The organism is Nocardia sp. NPDC057272, assembly GCF_042668615.1.
Taxonomy (GTDB): Bacteria; Actinomycetota; Actinomycetes; order Mycobacteriales; family Mycobacteriaceae; genus Nocardia.
Window position 1 is genome coordinate 74,948 of the sequence record NZ_JBHUYK010000008.1, and the last position, 19,600, is coordinate 94,547.

Annotated in this window: 7 protein-coding genes and 1 pseudogene; 5 read left to right on the plus strand and 3 right to left on the minus strand. The window is 69.8% G+C overall.

Annotation, left to right across the window (positions count from 1 at the left end; genetic code table 11):
• Positions 1–70 precede the first annotated feature (70 nt).
• Positions 71–1,213, minus strand: coding sequence for an acyl-CoA dehydrogenase family protein (locus ACFULV_RS14320; RefSeq protein WP_378656543.1), 1,143 nt, complete (start codon positions 1,211–1,213; stop codon positions 71–73).
• A gap of 72 nt (positions 1,214–1,285) precedes the next feature.
• Between ACFULV_RS14320 and ACFULV_RS14325 the strand changes: the two genes are divergently transcribed.
• Together ACFULV_RS14325 and ACFULV_RS14330 are read left to right on the plus strand one after the other, a co-directional pair.
• Entirely contained in the window at positions 1,286–1,663 is a 378-nt protein-coding gene (locus ACFULV_RS14325) for an ArsR/SmtB family transcription factor (protein WP_378656546.1), read from the plus strand.
• A gap of 114 nt (positions 1,664–1,777) precedes the next feature.
• Positions 1,778–3,412, plus strand: coding sequence for a long-chain fatty acid--CoA ligase (locus ACFULV_RS14330; protein WP_378656549.1), 1,635 nt, complete (start codon positions 1,778–1,780; stop codon positions 3,410–3,412).
• Positions 3,413–3,464: 52 nt separating this feature from the next.
• On the opposite strand, the gene ACFULV_RS14335 is transcribed toward ACFULV_RS14330, so the two are convergent.
• Together ACFULV_RS14335 and ACFULV_RS14340 are read right to left on the minus strand one after the other, a co-directional pair.
• Entirely contained in the window at positions 3,465–3,857 is a 393-nt protein-coding gene (locus ACFULV_RS14335) for an SCO5389 family protein (protein ID WP_378632123.1), read from the minus strand.
• A gap of 69 nt (positions 3,858–3,926) precedes the next feature.
• The gene (locus ACFULV_RS14340) at positions 3,927–4,973 is read right to left on the minus strand and encodes an NAD(P)H-dependent flavin oxidoreductase (RefSeq protein WP_378656552.1); all 1,047 of its coding nucleotides are present in this window, start codon (positions 4,971–4,973) and stop codon (positions 3,927–3,929) included.
• A gap of 266 nt (positions 4,974–5,239) precedes the next feature.
• Between ACFULV_RS14340 and ACFULV_RS14345 the strand changes: the two genes are divergently transcribed.
• The 3 genes and pseudogenes from ACFULV_RS14345 to ACFULV_RS14355 all read left to right on the plus strand — a co-directional run.
• On the plus strand, positions 5,240–6,106 hold the full coding sequence (locus ACFULV_RS14345; protein WP_378632128.1) for a M23 family metallopeptidase: 867 nt from the start codon (positions 5,240–5,242) through the stop codon (positions 6,104–6,106).
• Between the two features lie 269 nt (positions 6,107–6,375).
• Positions 6,376–13,668 carry an amino acid adenylation domain-containing protein gene (locus ACFULV_RS14350; protein WP_378656555.1) on the plus strand — a complete coding sequence of 2,431 codons (7,293 nt, stop codon included), beginning with the start codon at positions 6,376–6,378 and terminating at the stop codon, positions 13,666–13,668.
• Between the two features lie 74 nt (positions 13,669–13,742).
• Positions 13,743–19,580: pseudogene (locus ACFULV_RS14355) on the plus strand (amino acid adenylation domain-containing protein); the annotation flags it as partial.
• Positions 19,581–19,600: the final 20 nt, after the last annotated feature.

The window sequence follows — 19,600 nt, forward strand, 5'->3', positions numbered from 1 at the left end:
TCGAGATGCCGTCCAGTTTACTGATCGGTTGCCCGAACGCGCTGACCGCTGTTGATCAGCGCGTTGCCTATTAGCTACCGGCGAGGTGGCGGGCGATGACCAGGCGCTGGATCTGGTTGGTTCCCTCGAAGATCTGCATGACCTTCGCTTCGCGCATGTAGCGCTCGACGGGGAAGTCCTGGGTGTAGCCGTAGCCACCGAAGACCTGGACCGCGTCGGTGGTCACCTTCATGGCCGCGTCGGTGGCGACCAGTTTGGCGACCGAAGCCTGGCGCGAATACGGCAGACCCGCGTCGCGGCGGCGGGCGGCGTCGAGGTAGGTGGCGCGGGCTGTGTCGACGGCGGCGGCCATGTCGGCCAGGACGAACCCGAGGCCCTGGTGGTCGATGATCTTGCGGCCGAAGGCTTCTCGTTCCTTGGCGTAGGCGACAGCCTCGTCGAGCGCGCGCTGGGCGACGCCGGTGGCGACGGCGGCGATGCCGAGGCGGCCCGCGTCGAGTGCGCTGAACGCGATCGAAAGTCCTTGCCCCTCTTCGCCGATGCGGCGTTCGGCGGGCAGGAACGCGTCGTCGTAGGCGGCGGTGGTGGTGGGGATGCCGCGCAGGCCCATCTTCTCCTCGGGCTTGCCGAAGCTCAGGCCCTCGGTGCCCGCGGGGACGAGGAAGCAGGAGATGCCGCGCGAACCCTCGCCGGTGCGGGCGAACAGGGTGTAGAAGTCGGCGCGGCCGCCGTTGGTGATCCAGGCCTTGGTGCCGTTGATGTTGTAGCCGCCGTCGACGGGGGTGGCCCGGCACCGCAGAGCGGCCGCGTCGGAACCGGCGTGTGCCTCGGAAAGGCTGTAGGCGCCGATGGTTTCGCCCGACAGCATGCCCTCGAGCCACTGCTGTTTCTGCTCGTCGGTGCCGTAGGTGAACAGCGGATGGCACGACAGGCCGTGCACGCTCACCGCGACGGCGACGGCAGCCCAGCGGCTCGCGATCTCCTCGAGGACCTGGAGGTACACCTCGTAGGGCTGTGCGCCGCCGCCGAATTCCTCCGGGTACGGCAGGCTGAGCAACCCGGCCGCGCCGAGCGCGGGGAAGACGCCGTCGGGGAAGACCCCGGTCCTCTCGCTCTCGGCGACCCTCGGCTCCAGCACCTTGTCGGCGATATCGCGGGTCAGTTCGATCAGGTCGCGCGCCTCGTCGGTGGGCAGCATCCGGTCAACAGCCATGCTCGTCACAGTATCCGTCGTTCACTTCGTCGACCCTGGCGAGGCGAACCCGCGTGGCTCTATTATCTGCGCATGAATGCAGATGCTCGTTCGCCCCTGGCTGAGGATCAGGTGGGGTTGGTGGTCGAGGTGTTCCGAATGCTGGCCGACCCGACGAGGGTTCAGGTCCTCTGGGCGCTGGCCGATCAAGAACTCTCGGTGAACGAATTGGCGAGCCGGGTCGGCAAGCCGGGCCCCTCGGTGTCCCAGCATCTGGCGAAACTGCGGATGGCCAGGCTCGTGCGCACCCGTCGCGAGGGGACCACCATCTACTACAGCCTCGACAACGACCACGTCCGCAGCCTGGTCGTCGACGCGGTACACAACGCCGAACATGCCGGTCCTGGAGTGCCGTCGCACCATAGGGGTCCCGATGGTCAGCCGCCGCACGCGCGGCCGCCCGGTATGTGACGACGAGCCGACCTGCAGGAATGTTGTCGGAGGAAACGATTGCGAGCCCCAAACCTTTCGGTAGCATCCGTTGTGACGTGGCTCATGCCACGGCAGGGACTTGAAGGAGCACCGATGCTGAGCACCATGCAGGACGACCAGCTCTCGCTGGCCAAACTGCTCAACTATGCCGCAACTTTCCAGGGCGATTCGACTGTGTCCACATGGACCGGTGACGGTGTTCGCACCATGACCTACCGTGAGCTCGGCGCCGATTCGGCCCGGCTGGCCAACGCGCTGCGGGGTCTCGGCATCGAAGAGGGTGACCGCGTCGGCACCTTCATGTGGAACAACAACGAGCACATGGTCGCTTACATCGCGGTGCCCGCGATGGGCTCGGTGCTGCACGCGCTCAACATCCGGCTGTTCCCCGAGCAGTTGGTCTTCGTCGCCAACCACGCCGAGGACAAGGTCGTGCTCGTCGACGGCACGCTGGTGCCGCTGTTCGCGCAGTACCTACCGAGCCTGAAGACCGTGCAGCACGTGATCGTCGTCAACGGCGATCCGTCCGCGCTCACCGCGCCCGAGGGCGTCACCGTGCACTCCTACCGCGAGCTGCTCGATGCCCAGTCCACCGACTTCGACTTCCCGGTCGTCGACGAACGGTCCGCCGCGGCGATGTGTTACACCTCCGGCACCACCGGCGACCCGAAGGGCGTCGTCTACTCGCACCGCTCCAACTGGCTGCACGCGATGCAGGTGAACTCGCCCAACGGCATGGGTTTCCAGGGCTCGGACTACGTGCTGGCGATCGTGCCGCTGTTCCACGCCAACGCCTGGGGCCTGCCGTACGCGGCACTGATGTCGGGCGCCAACGTCCTGATGCCGGACCGCTTCCTGCAGCCCGGCCCGCTGCTGGAGATGATGGCGGCCGAGAAGCCGACCTTCGCCGCCGCGGTGCCCACCATCTGGGGCGGCGTGCTGGCCGCGCTGGCCGCCGCGCCGCAGGACATCTCGCACCTGCGTACCGCGGTCGTCGGTGGCTCCGCGGTACCGCCCGCGATGATGCGCGCGTTCGAGGAGAAGCACGGCGTGCGCATCCTGCACGCGTGGGGCATGACCGAGACCTCCCCGCTGGGCAGCGTCGCGCACGCGCCCGCGGGCGTCAGCGATGACGATGCCTGGGAGTACCGCTACACGCAGGGTCGCTTCCCGGCCAACGTCGAGGCCCGGCTGGTCGGCGACGACGGCAAGGTCGTCCCGAACGACGGTGAGTCGCTCGGCGAGCTCGAGGTCCGCGGCGCGTGGATCACCGGCTCCTACTACTCGCCCACCGGCGCGGAGATCGACCCGGACAAGTTCGACGACGGCTGGCTGCGTACCGGTGACGTCGGCAAGATCAGCGCCAACGGCTACCTCACCCTGGTGGACCGCTCCAAGGACGTCATCAAGTCCGGCGGTGAGTGGATCTCCTCGGTGGATCTGGAGAACGCGGTGATGGGCCACGCGGCCGTCGCCGAGGCCGCGGTCATCGGTGTGCCCGACGAGAAGTGGGACGAGCGCCCGCTGGTCGCCATCGTGCTGGCCGAGGGCGCTGCCGCCGAGGCGGGCGAGCTGCGCGACTACCTGGCCGACAAGTTCGCCAAGTGGCAGCTGCCCGAGCGCTGGACCTTCATCGCCGAGGTGCCGAAGACCAGCGTCGGTAAGTTCGACAAGAAGCGCCTGCGCGCCCAGTACGCCGAGGGCGAGCTGGACGTCGTCACGGTGTAGACGAACGACAAGGCGGGCGTGGAATCGCTTCCACGCCCGCCTTTTTCGTCGATCAGCAGTTGCGCAGCTCGGGGCTCTGGTTCAAGAGCTGAGCACGCGGGCTGATGTAGGTGGTGTAGGTCTCCCCGCCGACGGCCGACAGCGGGAACGCCGCGACCCGATGGCAGTTCTGGAAGGCCAGCTTCACACCGAAATGCCGTTCCAGGCCGCCGCGGATGGCGTCGGAGGCCAGGGCGCGCAGCAGCTGCCCGCGCGCCACCTCGTCCGGCGGCGGGATCCGGTTGTCGGCGTATTCGTCGGTGCCGGTGCGCAGGTCTTCGGCCACCCGGCTCACCACCTCCCACGCGTAAGGCAGTGAGGTACGGACACATTCGACGAATTCGGCGTCGTCGATATTGCCTTGTTCTGCGCGTTCGAGTAATGCGGCGGGAACATCGAGGGACATGGCTCTCCTCCTGCTTGGGGGTGGTCGGCGGGACGCGATGCCAGGTCCGAGTCTAAACGAAATCCGTTGTCAATAACCCTGGATTCGTTCCGAAAGTGCTTTCCGGAGTGCGCTTTTCGCGTCGGTGGCGAGGTCGGTGACCAGTTCGCTTGCCGGTTGCCCGGTGCTCAGCGAGTGCGCTTGCCCCGCCCACAGATTCACTTCGTCGGTGTTGCCGCCCGCCCGCGCGGCGGCCCGCAAGGGGGCGGTGGCGTAATGGATTTCGGGGTAGGCGGCCGGCGCGTCGGCGGTGTGGTCGACGAGGAAACGGTTGCGGATCCCGCGAGCGCGACGTCCGGTGAACGCGCGCGTGAGCATCGTCGGTTCCGGCGTCCCGATCGCACCACGATGCACGGCGTTGGTGCCGGCTTCCGGGCAGCGCAGCAGCGCGGTGCCGATCTGCGCCGCCGCCGCACCGGCCGCCAGCACCCCGGCCACGCCGGCGCCGGTGGCGATCCCGCCCGCCGCGACGAGCGGGCGGGAGGTGACGGCGGTGAGCAGCTGAATCAGGGTCAGCAGACCGGGTGGGTCGATCGGGTCGTCGGCGGGATCGTCGAGGAAGCTCGCGCGGTGCCCGCCGGCCTCGGCGCCCTGGGCGATCAATACGTCGGCCCCCGCCTCGACGGCGATCAGTGCCTCGGCGGGGGAGGTGACCGTGACCCACACCTCCGAGCCGACCGCGTGCAGCCGGTCCACCTCCACCGCGCTGGGGCAGCCGAAGGTCGTCGAGACCACGGCGACCGGATCGGCCACCAGCAGATCGAGCTTGTCGTCCCATCCGTCGGTGTCGTGCTCAGGGGTGCCGATCGGGAACTCGGCGCCGAGTTCGGCGAGGTAGGTGGCGTAGCCGGCTGGATCGGCCACCACGCCGGGCGCGAACAGGTTCACCCCGAACGGCGCCGTGGTGGCGGCTCTCGTCGCCTCGATCTGCGCTGCCACCGCCTCGGTGCCGAGGTATCCGGCGGCGAGCTGGCCGAACCCGCCCGCGGCCGCGACGGCGACCACCAACTCGGGTGTGGACGGGCCGCCCGCCATGGGCGCGGCGACGATGGGGACGGTCAAGGTCTCGATCACCATGTGTCGAGTCTGGTCGGTCGGGACCGTGTTCAGGCCCGGTGACAGCGCGTGTGGTGGATCGGACACTGTGATCGTTACTGTGCGGCACGTCATCTACCTGCGAATTCATGACAGAAGGTTGCGGAATGGTCACGGCCGAGTAGAGTTCGCGTCACAACGTATGCCGAACCGTTACACATAGTTCGGCATCGGAGAACACCCAGGTGGTCTCCGGGCCGGTCGCAGACCGGTTTCGTTTCCTTGTTGTCGGACGCTAGGACGAGATCTTGTCGCAGCACCGTGTGGGTCCCGAATCCATCTCCGTGCAGGCCCTGCTTGCGCACGCGGATGGCCGGAGCCCGAGCAGGAGCAGGCACCGCGCTGAGGCGTCGCGTTCCGATCGTGTCCGGGTCGCCGCCAGCGCCGCGGTCGCCGCGGGCGCGTTGGTCGGCGTCACCGCTCAGATCGCCCCTGCCCTCGCCTTCGCCGCGCCGCTGCTGCCGACCCACGACGACAGCGTCGAGGAATCGGTCGTTCCCGAGTCGGCCCGCCAGGATGTCGACCTCGTCGCCGCGCAGGAAGTCGCCGCGCACGTCGAGACCCCCGCGCCGGTGACCGCGGTCGCCGCGCCGATCGCCGCCCCCGTGGCCGCGCCCTTCGGAATCGGCAACCTGCCCCCCGAGATCTCCGGCCCGCTGTCGCAGGTCGAGGACATCCTCCAGGGCATCCAGCACCAGGTCGCGCCGCCGCAGGCCACCCGACCGGTCGCGGGCCCGATCAGCTCCGGCTTCGGCTCGCGCTGGGGTGCCATGCACTACGGCCTCGACTTCGCCGACTCGATCGGCGCTCCGATCAAGTCCGTGTCCAACGGCACCGTCATCGAGGCGGGCCCGGCGTCGGGCTTCGGCCTGTGGGTGCGGGTGCTGCACGACGACGGCACCACCGGCGTCTACGGCCACGTCAACGAAATGCTGGTCAGCGAAGGCCAGCGGGTCAACGCGGGCCAGGTCATCGCGACCGTCGGCAACCGTGGCCAGTCCACCGGCCCGCACCTGCACCTCGAGATCTGGGATCAGGGCGGCGCCAAGATGGACCCGATTCCGTATCTCGCTTCCAAGGGCGTGCCGCTGGAATGGGGCCCTTCCGCGCACTGAGTTTCTGGAGCGCTGGCGCGCCCCTCCCTAAGGGTCGGTGTACGCGGTGTGCTTTGACAGCGTTAGCGAGTGACGGTGGTTCTTATGAGCCCCGTCACTTTGCCGTTCGTGGGGGCAACACGTTCCAGGGCCGGGCCGATAGTCCTCTGGGCCCCGAGCACCGGGGGCACGCTGACTCGGACATTGTGTGACCGGTCTATATGATGACTCGATCTGCACGGTGCGGGGCAGCCGCACGTGCAGACGCGATGAGAGGTGAATGAACTCGAATGGAAACTGCCCGTCGTTCTGCCCGCGGTAATCGCCGTCGCCGGTCGAGCAGTCCGACATTCGGGCAGTTGCTGACGGGAGCGGTCGAATCGGCCGCCGATCGGGTCGCGGTCCGGTTCAACCCGTCCGGTGACCCGGCCGACCAGCGTCAGCTCACCTACTCCGAGTTCGATCAGCGGTCCTCGCAGCTGGCTCGCACGCTCATCGCTCGTGGCATCGGCCCCGGCGACGTCGTCGCCATCGGCATCGCCCGGTCGATCGACTCCGTGCTCGCGGTGTGGGCGATCGCCAAGACCGGCGCCGCCTACGTCCCGGTGGACCCCAACTACCCGGCCGACCGCATCGCGCACATCGTGTCCGACTCCGGCGCGGTGCTCGGACTCACCACCGCCGCGCACCGCGACGTGCTCGGTACGGCGCTGACCTGGCTCGAGCTCGACGACGCCGAGACGGCCACCACGATCGCGGCCCAGCCCGCGCACCCGATCTCCTACACCGACCGGATCCGCACCCTCGACGAGCGGCACCCGGCCTACGTGATCTACACCTCGGGCTCCACCGGTAAGCCCAAGGGCGTCGTGGTGACCCACACCGGTCTGGCCGGTCTGGTCGCCGCCGAGCGCGCGCACTACCGCGTCGCCGCCGACTCGCGCGTGCTGCACGTGTGTTCGCCGAACTTCGACGTGTCGGTGCTCGAACTGCTGCTCACCTTCTCCGCGGGCGCCACCCTGGTGATCGCGCCGCCCGGTGTGTTCGGTGGTTTCGAGCTCGCGGAACTGCTGCGTCGCGAACAGGTTTCGCACATGCTCATCACTCCGGGCGCGCTGGAATCGGTGGATTCGGCGGACCTGGACGACCTGCGCGTAGTGGTCGTCGCCGGTGACAAGTTCGGTCCGGAACTGGTCGGCCGCTGGGCCGTGGGCGAGCGTGAGTTCTACAACGGTTACGGCCCCACCGAGGCCACCATCCTGGCCACCAGTACCGCGCCGATGGATCCGGCCGCGCCGGTGACGATCGGTGCCGCGATCGCCGGTGTCGGTGCCTTCGTGCTGGATTCGCGGCTGCGGCCGGTGCCCGCGGGTGTGATCGGCGAGCTGTATCTGTCGGGTCCCGCGCTGGCGCAGGGTTACCTGAACCGCCCCGCGCTGACCGCGGAACGTTTCGTCGCCAGCCCGTTCGGCGCCGAATCCGGTGACGCGAACGCGCGCCTGTACCGCACCGGAGACCTGGTGCGGCGCAGCGAATCCGGTGACGGCGTCATCGAATACATGGGGCGCTCGGACTTCCAGGTGAAGATCCGCGGTTTCCGGATCGAGCTCGGTGAGATCGACAACGCACTCACCGCGCACCCCGACATCGACTTCGCGGCCACGCTCGGCAAGACGCTGCCTTCCGGTGTGACAGCTCTGGTTTCGTATGTGATGCCCCGCTCCGGCGCCACGGTCGAGGTGGCCGCGCTCGACGCGTTCCTCGCGAAATCGTTGCCCGGCTACATGATTCCGGCCGCGATCATGGTGCTGGACCGGATCCCGCTGACGCCGGTGGGCAAGCTGGACCGAAAGGCGTTGCCAGAGCCCGTTTTCGCGGTGCGTGAATTCCGCGCGCCGGTGACTCCGGTGCAGCAGGTGGTGGCCGACATCTTCGCCGAGCTGCTCACCGCCGGTGCGCCGGACGAGATCCGGGTCGGTGCCGACGACGACTTCTTCGAGCTCGGCGGCAACTCGCTGCTGGCCGCGCAGGCCGCCACGCGCATCGGCGCCGCGCTCGACACCAGGATTCCGGTGCAGGTGCTGTTCGAGGTCAGCACGGTCTCGGGGCTGGCCGAACGCGTCGAACGTCATATCGGCACCGGTTCCGGCCAGGAGCTGGTCGCGCAGCAGCGCCCCGACTCGATCCCGCTGTCGTTCGCCCAGCAGCGGATGTGGTTCCTCAACCAGTTCGATCCGGCCAGCGCTGTGAACAACATGCCGATCGCGGTGCGCCTGTCGGGCGCGCTCGATGTCGACGCGTTGCGTGTCGCGGTCACCGACCTGGTGGCCCGCCACGAGGTGCTGCGCACGATGTATCCGCCGGTCGACGGGGTCGGCACGCAGCTGGTGCTGCCGCTGTCGGACCCGCGCGCCGTGCCCGCTCTGGCGGCCGGCGAGGCAGGCGAGGACGCGATCGCGGCCCTGGTCACCGAGACCGTCAGCGCGGGCTTCGATGTCACCGTGGCTCCGCCGCTGCGCCTGCGGTTGCTGCGACTGAGCGCGACCGAGCACGTACTGGTCTGCGTGATGCACCACATCGCCGGTGACGGTGTGTCGATGGGCCCGCTCACCCGCGACCTGATGACCGCCTACGTTCAGCGCAGCGCGGGTAACGCGCCGGGCTGGCCCGAATTGGCCGTCCAGTACGCCGATTTCACGCTCTGGCAGCGGGCCGTGCTCGGGACCGAGGACGACCCGGAGTCGATCCTGACCCAGCAGATCGACTTCTGGCGCACCCAGCTCGCCGGTGTGCCCGACCAGCTCGAGCTGCCCACCGACCGGCCGCGGCCCGCCACCGCCTCCTACCGGGGTGCGAGCCTGGACTTCCGCATCCCGGCCGAGGTCCATGCCGGGCTGGATCAGATCGCGCGCGCCAACAATTCGACGTTGTTCATGGTGGTGCACGCCGCGCTGTCGGCACTGCTGGCCCGGCTGTCGGGCAGCAGCGACATCGCCATCGGCACCCCCGTCGCGGGTCGTGGTGACGCCGCCCTCGACGACCTGATCGGCATGTTCGTCAATACCCTGGTGCTGCGTACCGAGGTCGACCCGGCGGACAGCTTCGAAGAACTGCTCGCCTCGACCCGCGCGGTCGACGTCGCGGCCTTCGGTCACGCCGATGTGCCGTTCGAGCGATTGGTCGAGCTGCTCGACCCGGCCCGTTCGACCGCGCGGCACCCGCTGTTCCAGGTGATGCTCGCCTTCCAGAACATGGCGCGCACGGCACTGGAGCTGCCCGGTCTGACCGTCGCGGGCGTCGAGATGACCATTCCGTTCGCCAAGTTCGACCTGCAGTTCGAGATGGTGGAGGACACCGATCGCCACGGTGCGCCGCACGGCATCGCGGTCGGGCTCACCTACGCCACCGATCTGTTCGACGCCGAGACCGTCGCCGGGTTCGCCGATCGGTTCCAGCGATTGCTGGCCGCGATCGTCGCCGCGCCCGCCGAGCCGCTCGGTGCGATCGAGCTCATGGAGCCCGCCGAGCTGGACCGGATCCTGGTGCAGTGGAACGACACTGGCCATGACCTCGCGCCGGAATTGTTGCTCGACGGCTATCGACGTGCGGTGGCCGCGCACCCCGACGCTGTCGCTGTCGCGTACGAGGGCGCCGAGCTGACCTATCGGGAGTTCGACGAGCGGGTCAACCGCCTCGCCCGGTTGCTGGTGACCCACGGTGTCGGTCCCGAATCCCTGGTCGGCCTCGCCGTTCGGCGCTCGCTCGATCTGGTGGTCGGGATGTACGCGATCGTGACCGCCGGCGGTGCGTATGTGCCGATCGACCCGGACCATCCGGCCGATCGCATCGCCCACATTCTCGACACCGCCGCGCCCGCCGCGGTGCTGAGCACCACCGCGGATGCGATCGAGGTGCCCGCGGGTGTGCCGGTGATCCTGGTGGATTCCGTTGCGCTCGAGGAGTTCTCGGCTGCCCCTGTCGAGCTGGCTCGGCCGGTCCGGCCCGAGAACCCGGCCTATGTCATCTTCACCTCCGGTTCCACCGGGCGCCCCAAGGGTGTGGCGGTGTCGCACGCGGCGATCGTCAACCAGATGGTCTACATGGGCGCCGAGTACGGGATCGGCCCGTCGGATGTGTATCTGCAGAAGACGCCCGCCACATTCGACGTGTCGCTGTGGGGCTACTTCCTGCCGCTGCGGACCGGCGCGAAGCTGGTCGTGTCGACCCACGACGGACATCGCGACCCGCTGTATCTCGCCGAAACGATCGCGGCGCAGGGCGTGACGCTCACCGACTTCGTGCCGTCGATGCTGTCGGTCTTCGCCGCGCACACCACCGCCGGTGCCATTCCCAGTCTGCGGGCGGTGTTCGCCGCCGGTGAGGCGCTGCCCACCGAGACCGTGGCCGACGTGGCCCGCGTGTCCTCGGCGGCAGTGCACAACCTGTACGGGCCCACCGAGGCTGCTGTCACCGTGACGCGATGGCCCGCGAGCGATGCCGATCGCGGTTCGGTGCCGATGGGCGTGCCGGAGTGGAACACCCGCGTCTACGTGCTGGATTCACGCCTGCGCGCGGTGCCCGCCGGAGTGGTCGGCGAGCTGTACCTCGCCGGTGATCAGCTCGCGCGCGGCTATGTCGCCCGTCCCGGTCTGACCGCGGATCGGTTCGTGGCCAACCCCTTCGAGCCCGGCGCGCGGATGTATCGCTCCGGCGACCTCGTCCGCTGGGGTGGATCCTCGGCCGAGCCCGCGCTGGAATACCTGGGCCGCACCGACTTCCAGGTGAAGTTCCGCGGTCAGCGCATCGAGCTCGGTGAGATCGAGACCGCCCTGCTCGCACAGGAGGCGATCAGCCAGGCCGTGGCCCTGGTACTCGACACCGCGTCCGGCCAGCACCTGGTGGCGTATGTGGTGGCGCGGCCCGGCGAGGAGCCCGACCCCGCGGCGCTGCGTACGGCCGTGGCGGACTCGCTGCCCACCTACATGGTTCCGACCGTCGTCACGGTGCTGGACGGCTTCCCGCTGAATCCGAGCGGCAAGCTCGACCGCAAGGCGCTGCCCGCCCCCGCGTTCACCGCCGGCGAATTCCGCGCTCCCACCAGTCCCGCCGAGGAGATCGTCGCCGGGGTCTTCGCGGAACTGCTCGGCATGGCCCGCGTCGGCGCCGACGACGACTACTTCGCGCTCGGCGGCAACTCGCTGCTCGCCACCCGGGCGATCGCCCGCATCAACGAGGCGCTCGGCGCCCACCTGGCCATTCGCGACCTGTTCGAGACGCCCACCGTGTCGGCTCTGGCCGCGCGCGTCGGTGGTGCGAGCGGTGCCGCCGCCCGCCCGCCGCTGGTCGCCGCCGAACGGCCGCAGCGCATTCCGCTGTCGCTGGCTCAGCAGCGCATGTGGGTGGTCAACCAGGTCGACCCCGCCTCGGGCTCCTACAACATCCCCTTCGCGATCCGCCTCACCGGCGAGCTCGACATCGCCGCGCTCGGCGCCGCTGTCACCGACGTGCTCGGCAGACACGAGTCGCTGCGCACCTTCTTCCCGGTGTTCGACGGCAGTCCCTTCCAGGAGATCCTCTCCGTGGCCGATGTGCTGCCCGAGGGGCTCCAGGTCGAGACGACCACCGATATCCTCACTCGTGCAGGCGAATTGGCCGGTGCTGGGTTCGATGTGACGCGTGAGGTTCCGCTGCGTGCGCGGTTGCTCACCGACGGGACTTCGGCCGAGTGGCTGCTTGTTGTCGTGGTGCACCATATTTCGGCCGACGGTGCGTCCTTGGCCCCGCTCGCTCGCGATCTGATGACCGCTTACGTGGCGCGTGCCGCGCACCAGAGCCCGGCGTGGACGCCGCTGGAAGTGCAGTACGCGGACTTCGCGCTGTGGCAGCGGGCGGTCGTCGGCGACGACGAGCAGCCGGAATCCCTGGCCGCCGCCCAGCTCGACTACTGGCGCACCCAGCTGGCCGACGTGCCACCGCTGCTGGAGCTGCCGCAGGACCGCCCGCGGCCCTCGGTACCGACCCTGCGCGGCGCCACGTCCGAGCTGCGGTTGCCGGCCGAGGTGCACGCCGCCCTCAATCACTTGGCACGCGAGCACAAGTCGTCGCTGTTCATGGTCGTGCACGCGGCGCTGGCCGTGCTGCTCGGCCGCTTGTCGGGCACCTCCGACATCGCCATCGGCACCGCTGTCGCCGGGCGCGGTGAGCGGGCGCTCGACGAGCTGGTCGGCATGTTCGTCAACACCTTGACCCTGCGCACCGTTCTCGATCCGGCCGGTTCCTTCGACGAGGCCGTGGACGTGGCGCGGGAGACCGACCTCGGCGCGTTCGCCAATGCCGACCTGCCGTTCGAGCGGGTCGCCGAGGTCGTCGCACCGGGCCGGGGCAGTGCGCAGAGCCCGCTGTTCCAGGTGGCGCTCACCTTCAGCAACAACGAGGCGGCCGCGCTCGAACTGCCCGGCCTCACCGTGAACGCGCTGGACACCGCGATCGCCGCCAAGTTCGACCTGCAGGTGGACGTCGAACCGCGCTTCACCGCCGCCGGTGACCCCGACGAGCTGGTCACGCTGTTCAACTACGCCACCGACCTGTTCGACGAGGCCACCGTGCGCAGCATCGGCGCCCGCTTCGCCCGCATCCTGACCGCCGTCGCCGCCGACCCGCAGATCCGTATCGGCGACATCGACATCCTCGACGAGTCCGAACGCACCCGGCTGCTCGCCGGCGCGGCCAAGGCGCCCGCGCCGAGCACCCCGTCGGGCGGCACCACTCTGGCGCAGGCTTTCACCGCCGCCGCCGAGGACGACCCCGACGGCCCCGCGCTCGTCTGGGGTGACGACGCGCTGACCTTCGAGCAGCTCGACGCCCGCTCCGCCCGCCTGGCCCGCCTGCTGATCGGGCGCGGCTTCGGGCCAGGAGACGGTGTGGCCGTTGATCTTCCGCGTGGCGTCGACTGGGCCGTCGCGGTCTGGGCGATCCTCAAGGCAGGCGCGGCCGTGGTCCCGGTGACCGGCACCGAGTCGCCTGCCGAACCCGCCGCGAAACTGGGTATCACCGTCGGCGAACCTCGCGGTGTCGACTGGATCTCGCTCGACGACCCGGCGATCAAGACCGAACTGTCCACTCAGTCGGCGCGTCCGGTCACCTACGCCGACCGGACCCGAGCCCTGCGCGGCGGTGACCCGGCCTTCGTCGGCGCCGACGGCACCCGCAGTTACGACGAACTCGCCACGGCGGGTGCGCAGGTGCGCGCCGGCACCGACCTGACCTTCGAAGCCCGCACCTTCGGCTACGGCTCGGCCGACAGCTTCACTGCTCTGGTCGAGCCGGTGGCCGCGGGCGTTGCGGGCGCATCGATGGTGCTGGTGCCCGGCGTCGCGGACACCGGGGTAGCCAACGGATTGTCGGCGTCACTGGCCGAGGAGTGGGTGACCCACTTGTTCGGTGACCGGGTGGGGATCGAGGCGCTCGATACCGCCGAGCTCGGTGATCTGCGGGCGCTGATCGCCGACGATGCCGCACCCGGCAATCCGGGAGCGGCCGAGGCAGTGCTGGTACTCGGAGATCTGCGCGCCCCGGTGGCGTGAGCGGCGCTCGCGGCGCGGGGCTCCGCCGCGGGACAACAAGTTTCGGTGATGGGTGAGGTGGAACAGCTATGACACGACCGGCAAGAACCCGACCGGTTCGTACGCGTCGCCCGCGGGTCACCGCGTTGGCACAGCTGCTGGCCACCGCGGTCGAGACCAACCCCGACGGTCTCGCGGTCGTCCTCGCCGACGCCGCCCGCACCCTCGGCAGCCTCACCTACGCCGAACTCGACGAGCGTTCGAACCGCATCGCCCGCTTCCTGATCGGTCGTGGCATCGGCGCGGGCGACCTGGTCGCCATCGGAATCCCGCGCTCGATCGAATCGGTCCTCGCCGTGTGGGCCGTCACCAAGACCGGAGCAGGCTTCGTCCCCGTCGACCCGAACTACCCACCGGACCGGGTGGCGCACATGGTCACCGACTCCGGCGCGGTCTTCGGGCTGACCGTCGGGGCCGTCGCTGCCGGACTTCCCGCGCAGGTGCAATGGCTCCCACTCGACGGCGGCGACCCGGCGGATCCCTTCGACGACTTCTCCGGCGAGGCGATCACCTCCGCCGACCGGCTTCGTCCGGTGCGGGCCGAGGATCTCGCGTACCTCATCTACACCTCCGGCTCCACCGGCCTGCCGAAGGGCGTCGCGGTGACGCAGGCCGGGCTCGCGGGGTTCAGCGAGGAGCAGCGTCGGCAATACGGTGTCGAACCCACCTCGCGCACGCTGCATTTCGCGTCGCCGTCCTTCGATGCCTCGCTGCTGGAGCTGCTGCTGGCGATCGGCGCGGGCGCCACGATGGTGATCGTCGACCCGAGTGTGTACGGCGGCGACGATCTGGCCGCGCTGCTGCGGCGGGAACGGGTGAGCCACGCGTTCATCACTCCGGCCGCGCTGGCCTCGATCGACCCGGACGGGCTCGACGACTTCCGGGTGGTGGCGGTGGGTGGCGAGGCTGTTGCACCGGATCTGCTGCGGCGCTGGGCGATTCCGCTCGCCGACGGCACCCTGCGCGAATTCCACAACGTATACGGGCCCACCGAGACGACCATCGTCACCAACATCAGTGTGCCGCTGAAACCGGGCGACCCGATGACCATCGGCGGCCCGATCAACGGGGTCGCCGAATACGTCCTCGACGACCGGCTCGGCCCCGTTCCGCCCGGCGTCACCGGCGAGCTCTACATCACCGGCGCCCAGCTGACCCGCGGCTACCACGCCCGCCCGGGCCTGACCGCCTCGCGCTATGTCGCGAATCCGTTCGACCCGGCCGGTTCTCGCCTCTACCGCACCGGTGATCTGGTCCGCTGGACCGCCGATGGCGCGTTGGATTATGTGGGCCGCAACGACTTCCAGGTCAAGATCCGTGGTTTCCGCATCGAGCTCGGTGAGATCGACGCGGTGCTCTCGGCCCACGAGAGCCTCGACTTCGCCGCCACCATCGGTCACGAACTCGACAGCGGCGCCACCATTCTGGTGTCCTACGTGCACGCGGCTCCGGGTGCGACCGTCGACACCGCCGCGCTCACCGCCTTCGCCGAGCGCAGCCTGCCCGCGCACATGGTGCCGACCGTGCTGATGGAGCTCGACACCATCCCGCTCACCCCGGTCGGCAAGCTCGACCGAAGGGCGCTGCCCGCACCGATCCTCGAACACGCCGAATTCCGTGCTCCCACCACGGCGGTCGAGGAGATCGTGGCAGGCACCTTCGTTCAGGTGCTCGACCTCGGCGACACGCAGCTCGGCCTCGACGACGACTTCTTCGCCCTCGGCGGCAACTCACTGATGGCCACCCAGGTCGCCGCCCGCCTCGGTGCCGCGCTGGACACCGCGTTTCCGGTCCGGCTGCTGTTCGAGGCGTCGACGGTGGAAACGCTGGCCCGGCGACTCGCCGAATCCGCCGGTGCGGGTGCACGTCCCGCGCTGACCGCGGGGGAGCGGCCGGCACGGATTCCGCTGTCGCTGGCCCAGCAGCGGATGTGGTTCCTCAATCAGTTCGACCCGGGATCGGTCGCCTACAACATTCCGATGGCGGTGCGGCTGCACGGGGCCATCGATGTCGAAGCCCTGCGCGCCGCCGTCGCCGACCTCGTCGCCCGGCACGAAACCTTGCGCACGATCTACCCCGAGACCGACGGCGGGCCGATCCAGCAGATCCTGACCGGGACCGAGGCGACGCCGCGGCTCGAGGTGCGCTCGATCGCGCCCGAGCAGCTCACCGCCGCCATACACGAGTTCGGTTCGTCGGGGTTCGATGTGCGCGGCCAGGTGCCGTTGCGGGTCGCGTTGTTCGAACTCGGTGGCGACGAAGCGGTGCTCGCGGTGGTCGTGCACCACATCGCCGGTGACGGGTCCTCACTCGCCCCGCTCACCAGGGATCTCATGCTCGCCTACGCGGCCCGCTCGGCGGGTGACGCGCCGGAGTGGGCGCCGCTGGCCGTGCAGTACGCCGACTACGCCTTGTGGCAGCGGGCCTTGCTCGGCAGCGAGGACGACCCGCGGTCGCTGGCCTCGGCCCAGCTCGCCTACTGGCGTGACGCGCTGGCCGGGCTGCCCGACCAGCTCGACCTGCCCGCCGACCGGCCGCGTCCCGCCGTGCAGTCCTTCGCCGGTGGTCGCGTCCCGATCGAGGTCGACGCCGAAACCCATCGTGCCCTGCTGGCTGTGGCGCGCGATCAGGGCGCGACGCTGTTCATGGTCGTGCACACCGCCCTCGCGGTGACGCTGGCCAGGCTCGCGGGCACCGACGATCTGGCGGTCGGTACCCCCGTCGCGGGTCGTGGCGAGGCCGCGCTCGACGACCTGATCGGCATGTTCGTCAACACCCTGGTCTTTCGCACCACGCTGCGAACCGGTGAGTCGTTCACCGAACTGCTCGCCCGCCAGCGCGATACCGACCTCCAGGTCTTCGCGAACGCGGACCTGCCGTTCGAGCGGCTGGTCGAGGCGATCAACCCCGCCCGCTCCACTGCCCGCCACCCGCTGTTCCAGGTCGGCCTGTCCTTCCAGAACCTCAGCCGCTCCGGCCTCGAACTCGGCGAGACCGCGGTCGAGGGTGTCGACGTGGATCTCGCGGTGTCCCAGTTCGATCTGCACGCCATCGTCGCCGACGGCTACGACAGTGATGGCGTGGCGCAGGGGATCAGCGGCGTGTTCACCTATGCCACGGACCTTTTCGACGAGTCGACCGCACAGTCCTACGCGGATCGCTTCGCGCGAGTGCTCACCGCGATCGCCGCCGCGCCGGGCCGCCCCGTCGACGAGATCGACCTGCTCTCCGATGCCGAGCGTGCGCGAATCCTGCACGACTGGAACGCGACCGGCCACACCACCCCGGCCACGACGCTCGCCGCCCTGTTCGCCGACACCGCGGCCGCGAACCCGGACGGTGTGGCGCTCGTCGACGCCGACGGCGCCACGCTCACCTATCGTGGGTTCGCGGGGCGCGTGAATCAGCTGGCGCGACACCTCATCGCGCAGGGCGTCGGCGTCGAGGACCGGGTCGCCTTGGCGATGCGACGCTCGACCGAGCTGGTCGTCGCCATGTACGCGGTGACGCAGGCGGGCGCCGCCTACGTTCCCGTCGATCCCGGCCAGCCCGCCGAGCGGGTATCGCATGTGCTCGCGACCGCTGCCCCGACCTGCGTACTGAGCACCACGCGTGACGGTTTCACCGCCGGCGTCGACGCGACACGGGGTGCGCCGGTGATCGCCGTCGACACCCTGGACCTGTCGGCGGTATCAGCCGACCCGATTGCGGCGAGCGAGCGCATCGGGGTGTTGCGGTCCGGGAACACCGCCTACGTCATCTTCACCTCCGGCTCGACCGGCAAGCCGAAGGGCGTCGCCGTCTCGCACGCCGCCATCGTCAACCAGCTGCGGTGGAAGACAGAAGCATTCGGCCTCGACCGCGACGATTCGGTCCTGTTGAAGACCGCCGCCACCTTCGACCTGTCGGTCTGGGAATTCTGGTCGGCCGCGATCTGCGGTGGGCGCCTGGTGATCACCGCTCCGGAAGGCCATCGCGACCCCGCCTACCTGCTCCGCGTGCTCGCCGCGCACTCGGTGACCACCCTGCACGCGGTGCCGTCGATGCTCGATGCGCTGCTCACCGAATCCGCCGGTGCCCTGCCGAAGTCGCTGCGGCGCGTGCTCGCCATCGGCGAGGCGCTGCCCGCCGCCACCGCCCAGCGTTTCCTGGCGACGAACCCGGCGGCGCTGCACAACCTGTACGGCCCGACCGAGGCCGCGGTCTCCATCACCGACCACCGCGTCACCACCGCCGATCGCACCACGGTCCCGATCGGCCGGCCCGAACGAAACAGCCGGGTCTACGTCCTCGACGCCCGTCTGCGTCCGGTCCCGGTAGGTGTCGCGGGAGAGTTGTATCTGGCGGGCGCGCAGCTCGCCCGCGGGTATTTCGGCCGACCCGACCTCACCGCGGACCGCTTCGTCGCCGACCCGTTCTCCGAGCTCGGCGCCCGCATGTACCGCACCGGTGATCTCGTCGCCTGGACCGCTGACGGCGAACTCGACTACCGCGGTCGCACCGACTTCCAGGTCAAGATCCGCGGATTCCGCATCGAACTCGGCGAGATCGAAGCAGCCCTGCTCGCCGCGCCGCGGATCGCCCAGGCAGCGGTCGTCGCCACGACCGACCCGCAACTCGGTGACCGGCTGGTTGCCTATGTCGTCCCCGCGCCCGGCGGGGAGCTCACCACCGCGCAGGCCAAAGCCGCGGTGGCGCAGGTACTCCCGTCCTACATGGTCCCCTCGGCTTTCGTCGTGCTCGACCGCCTCCCGCTGAACGCGAACGGCAAGCTCGACCGGGCCGCCCTTCCGGCGCCGGTGCTCGAACCCCGCCGCTACCGCGCCCCCGAGACCGAGCACGAGATCGCCGTAGCCGCCGTCTTCACCGAGGTCCTCGGCGCGCGGAACCCCGGCCTCGACGACGACTTCTTCGCGCTGGGCGGCAACTCACTGCTGGCCACCCGCGTCGTGCACCACCTGCGCGAACACACCGGCGTGGAGCTCACCGTCGCCGCGTTCTTCGCCGACCCGACCGTCGCCGGCCTCGCTACCAGAATCAGCGACGGCCCCGCGGACGCGGCCGACCTCGAAGCAGCACTCGCGGTCGTGCTGCCGATCGCCCGCCGCGGCACCCGCCCGCCGCTGATCTGTGTGCACCCCGTCTCGGGTCTGGCCTGGGCCTACGCGAGCCTGGTGCCGCACCTGCCCGAGGATCAGCCCGTGGTCGGCATCCAGTCGCCGGCACTGAGCGATCCGGAATTCCGGCCCGCCTCAGCCGAGGAGCTGGTCGACCGCTACCTGGCCGAAATCCGCGGCGTCCAGCCCCATGGCCCCTATCAGCTGCTCGGCTGGTCCCTCGGCGGCGTCCTGGCGCAGGCCGTGGCGACCCGCCTGCAAGCCGAGGGCGAGACGGTGGCGTCGTTGACGATGCTCGACAGCCTCCCCGGCGCCGCACTCGCCGACTTCGCCACCGAATTGCGGCACGTGCTCACCGAACTCGGCATACCCGAGCGGCAACTGCCCAGCCAACTCACCGAACTCGGCGACGAGGCACTGGAATCACTGCACACAACACTCGCTGCGGACACGCCGATCTCGCGCGCGCAGTTCGTGGGCATGTACCGCGGCGCACTGCGCTCGGTGGCGCTTCTCACCGAGCTCGAACCCGCACGATTCGACGGGGATCTGACCTATTTCACCGCCCTGCGGACCCCCCAAAAGCTGGGGGACGGGGCCTCGCGATGGCGCCCGTACGTCAGCGGGATCATTGCTGACCACCCGGTCGAGGCCACCCACCAGGAGATGCTCTCCGCTGTGGCGGTAGCCACGTCCGGACCGGCAATTGCGCAGGTCGTCGCGGGTGCGGACGGATCCGGCGATACACGTCCGTAACGGACTACATGGGCATTACG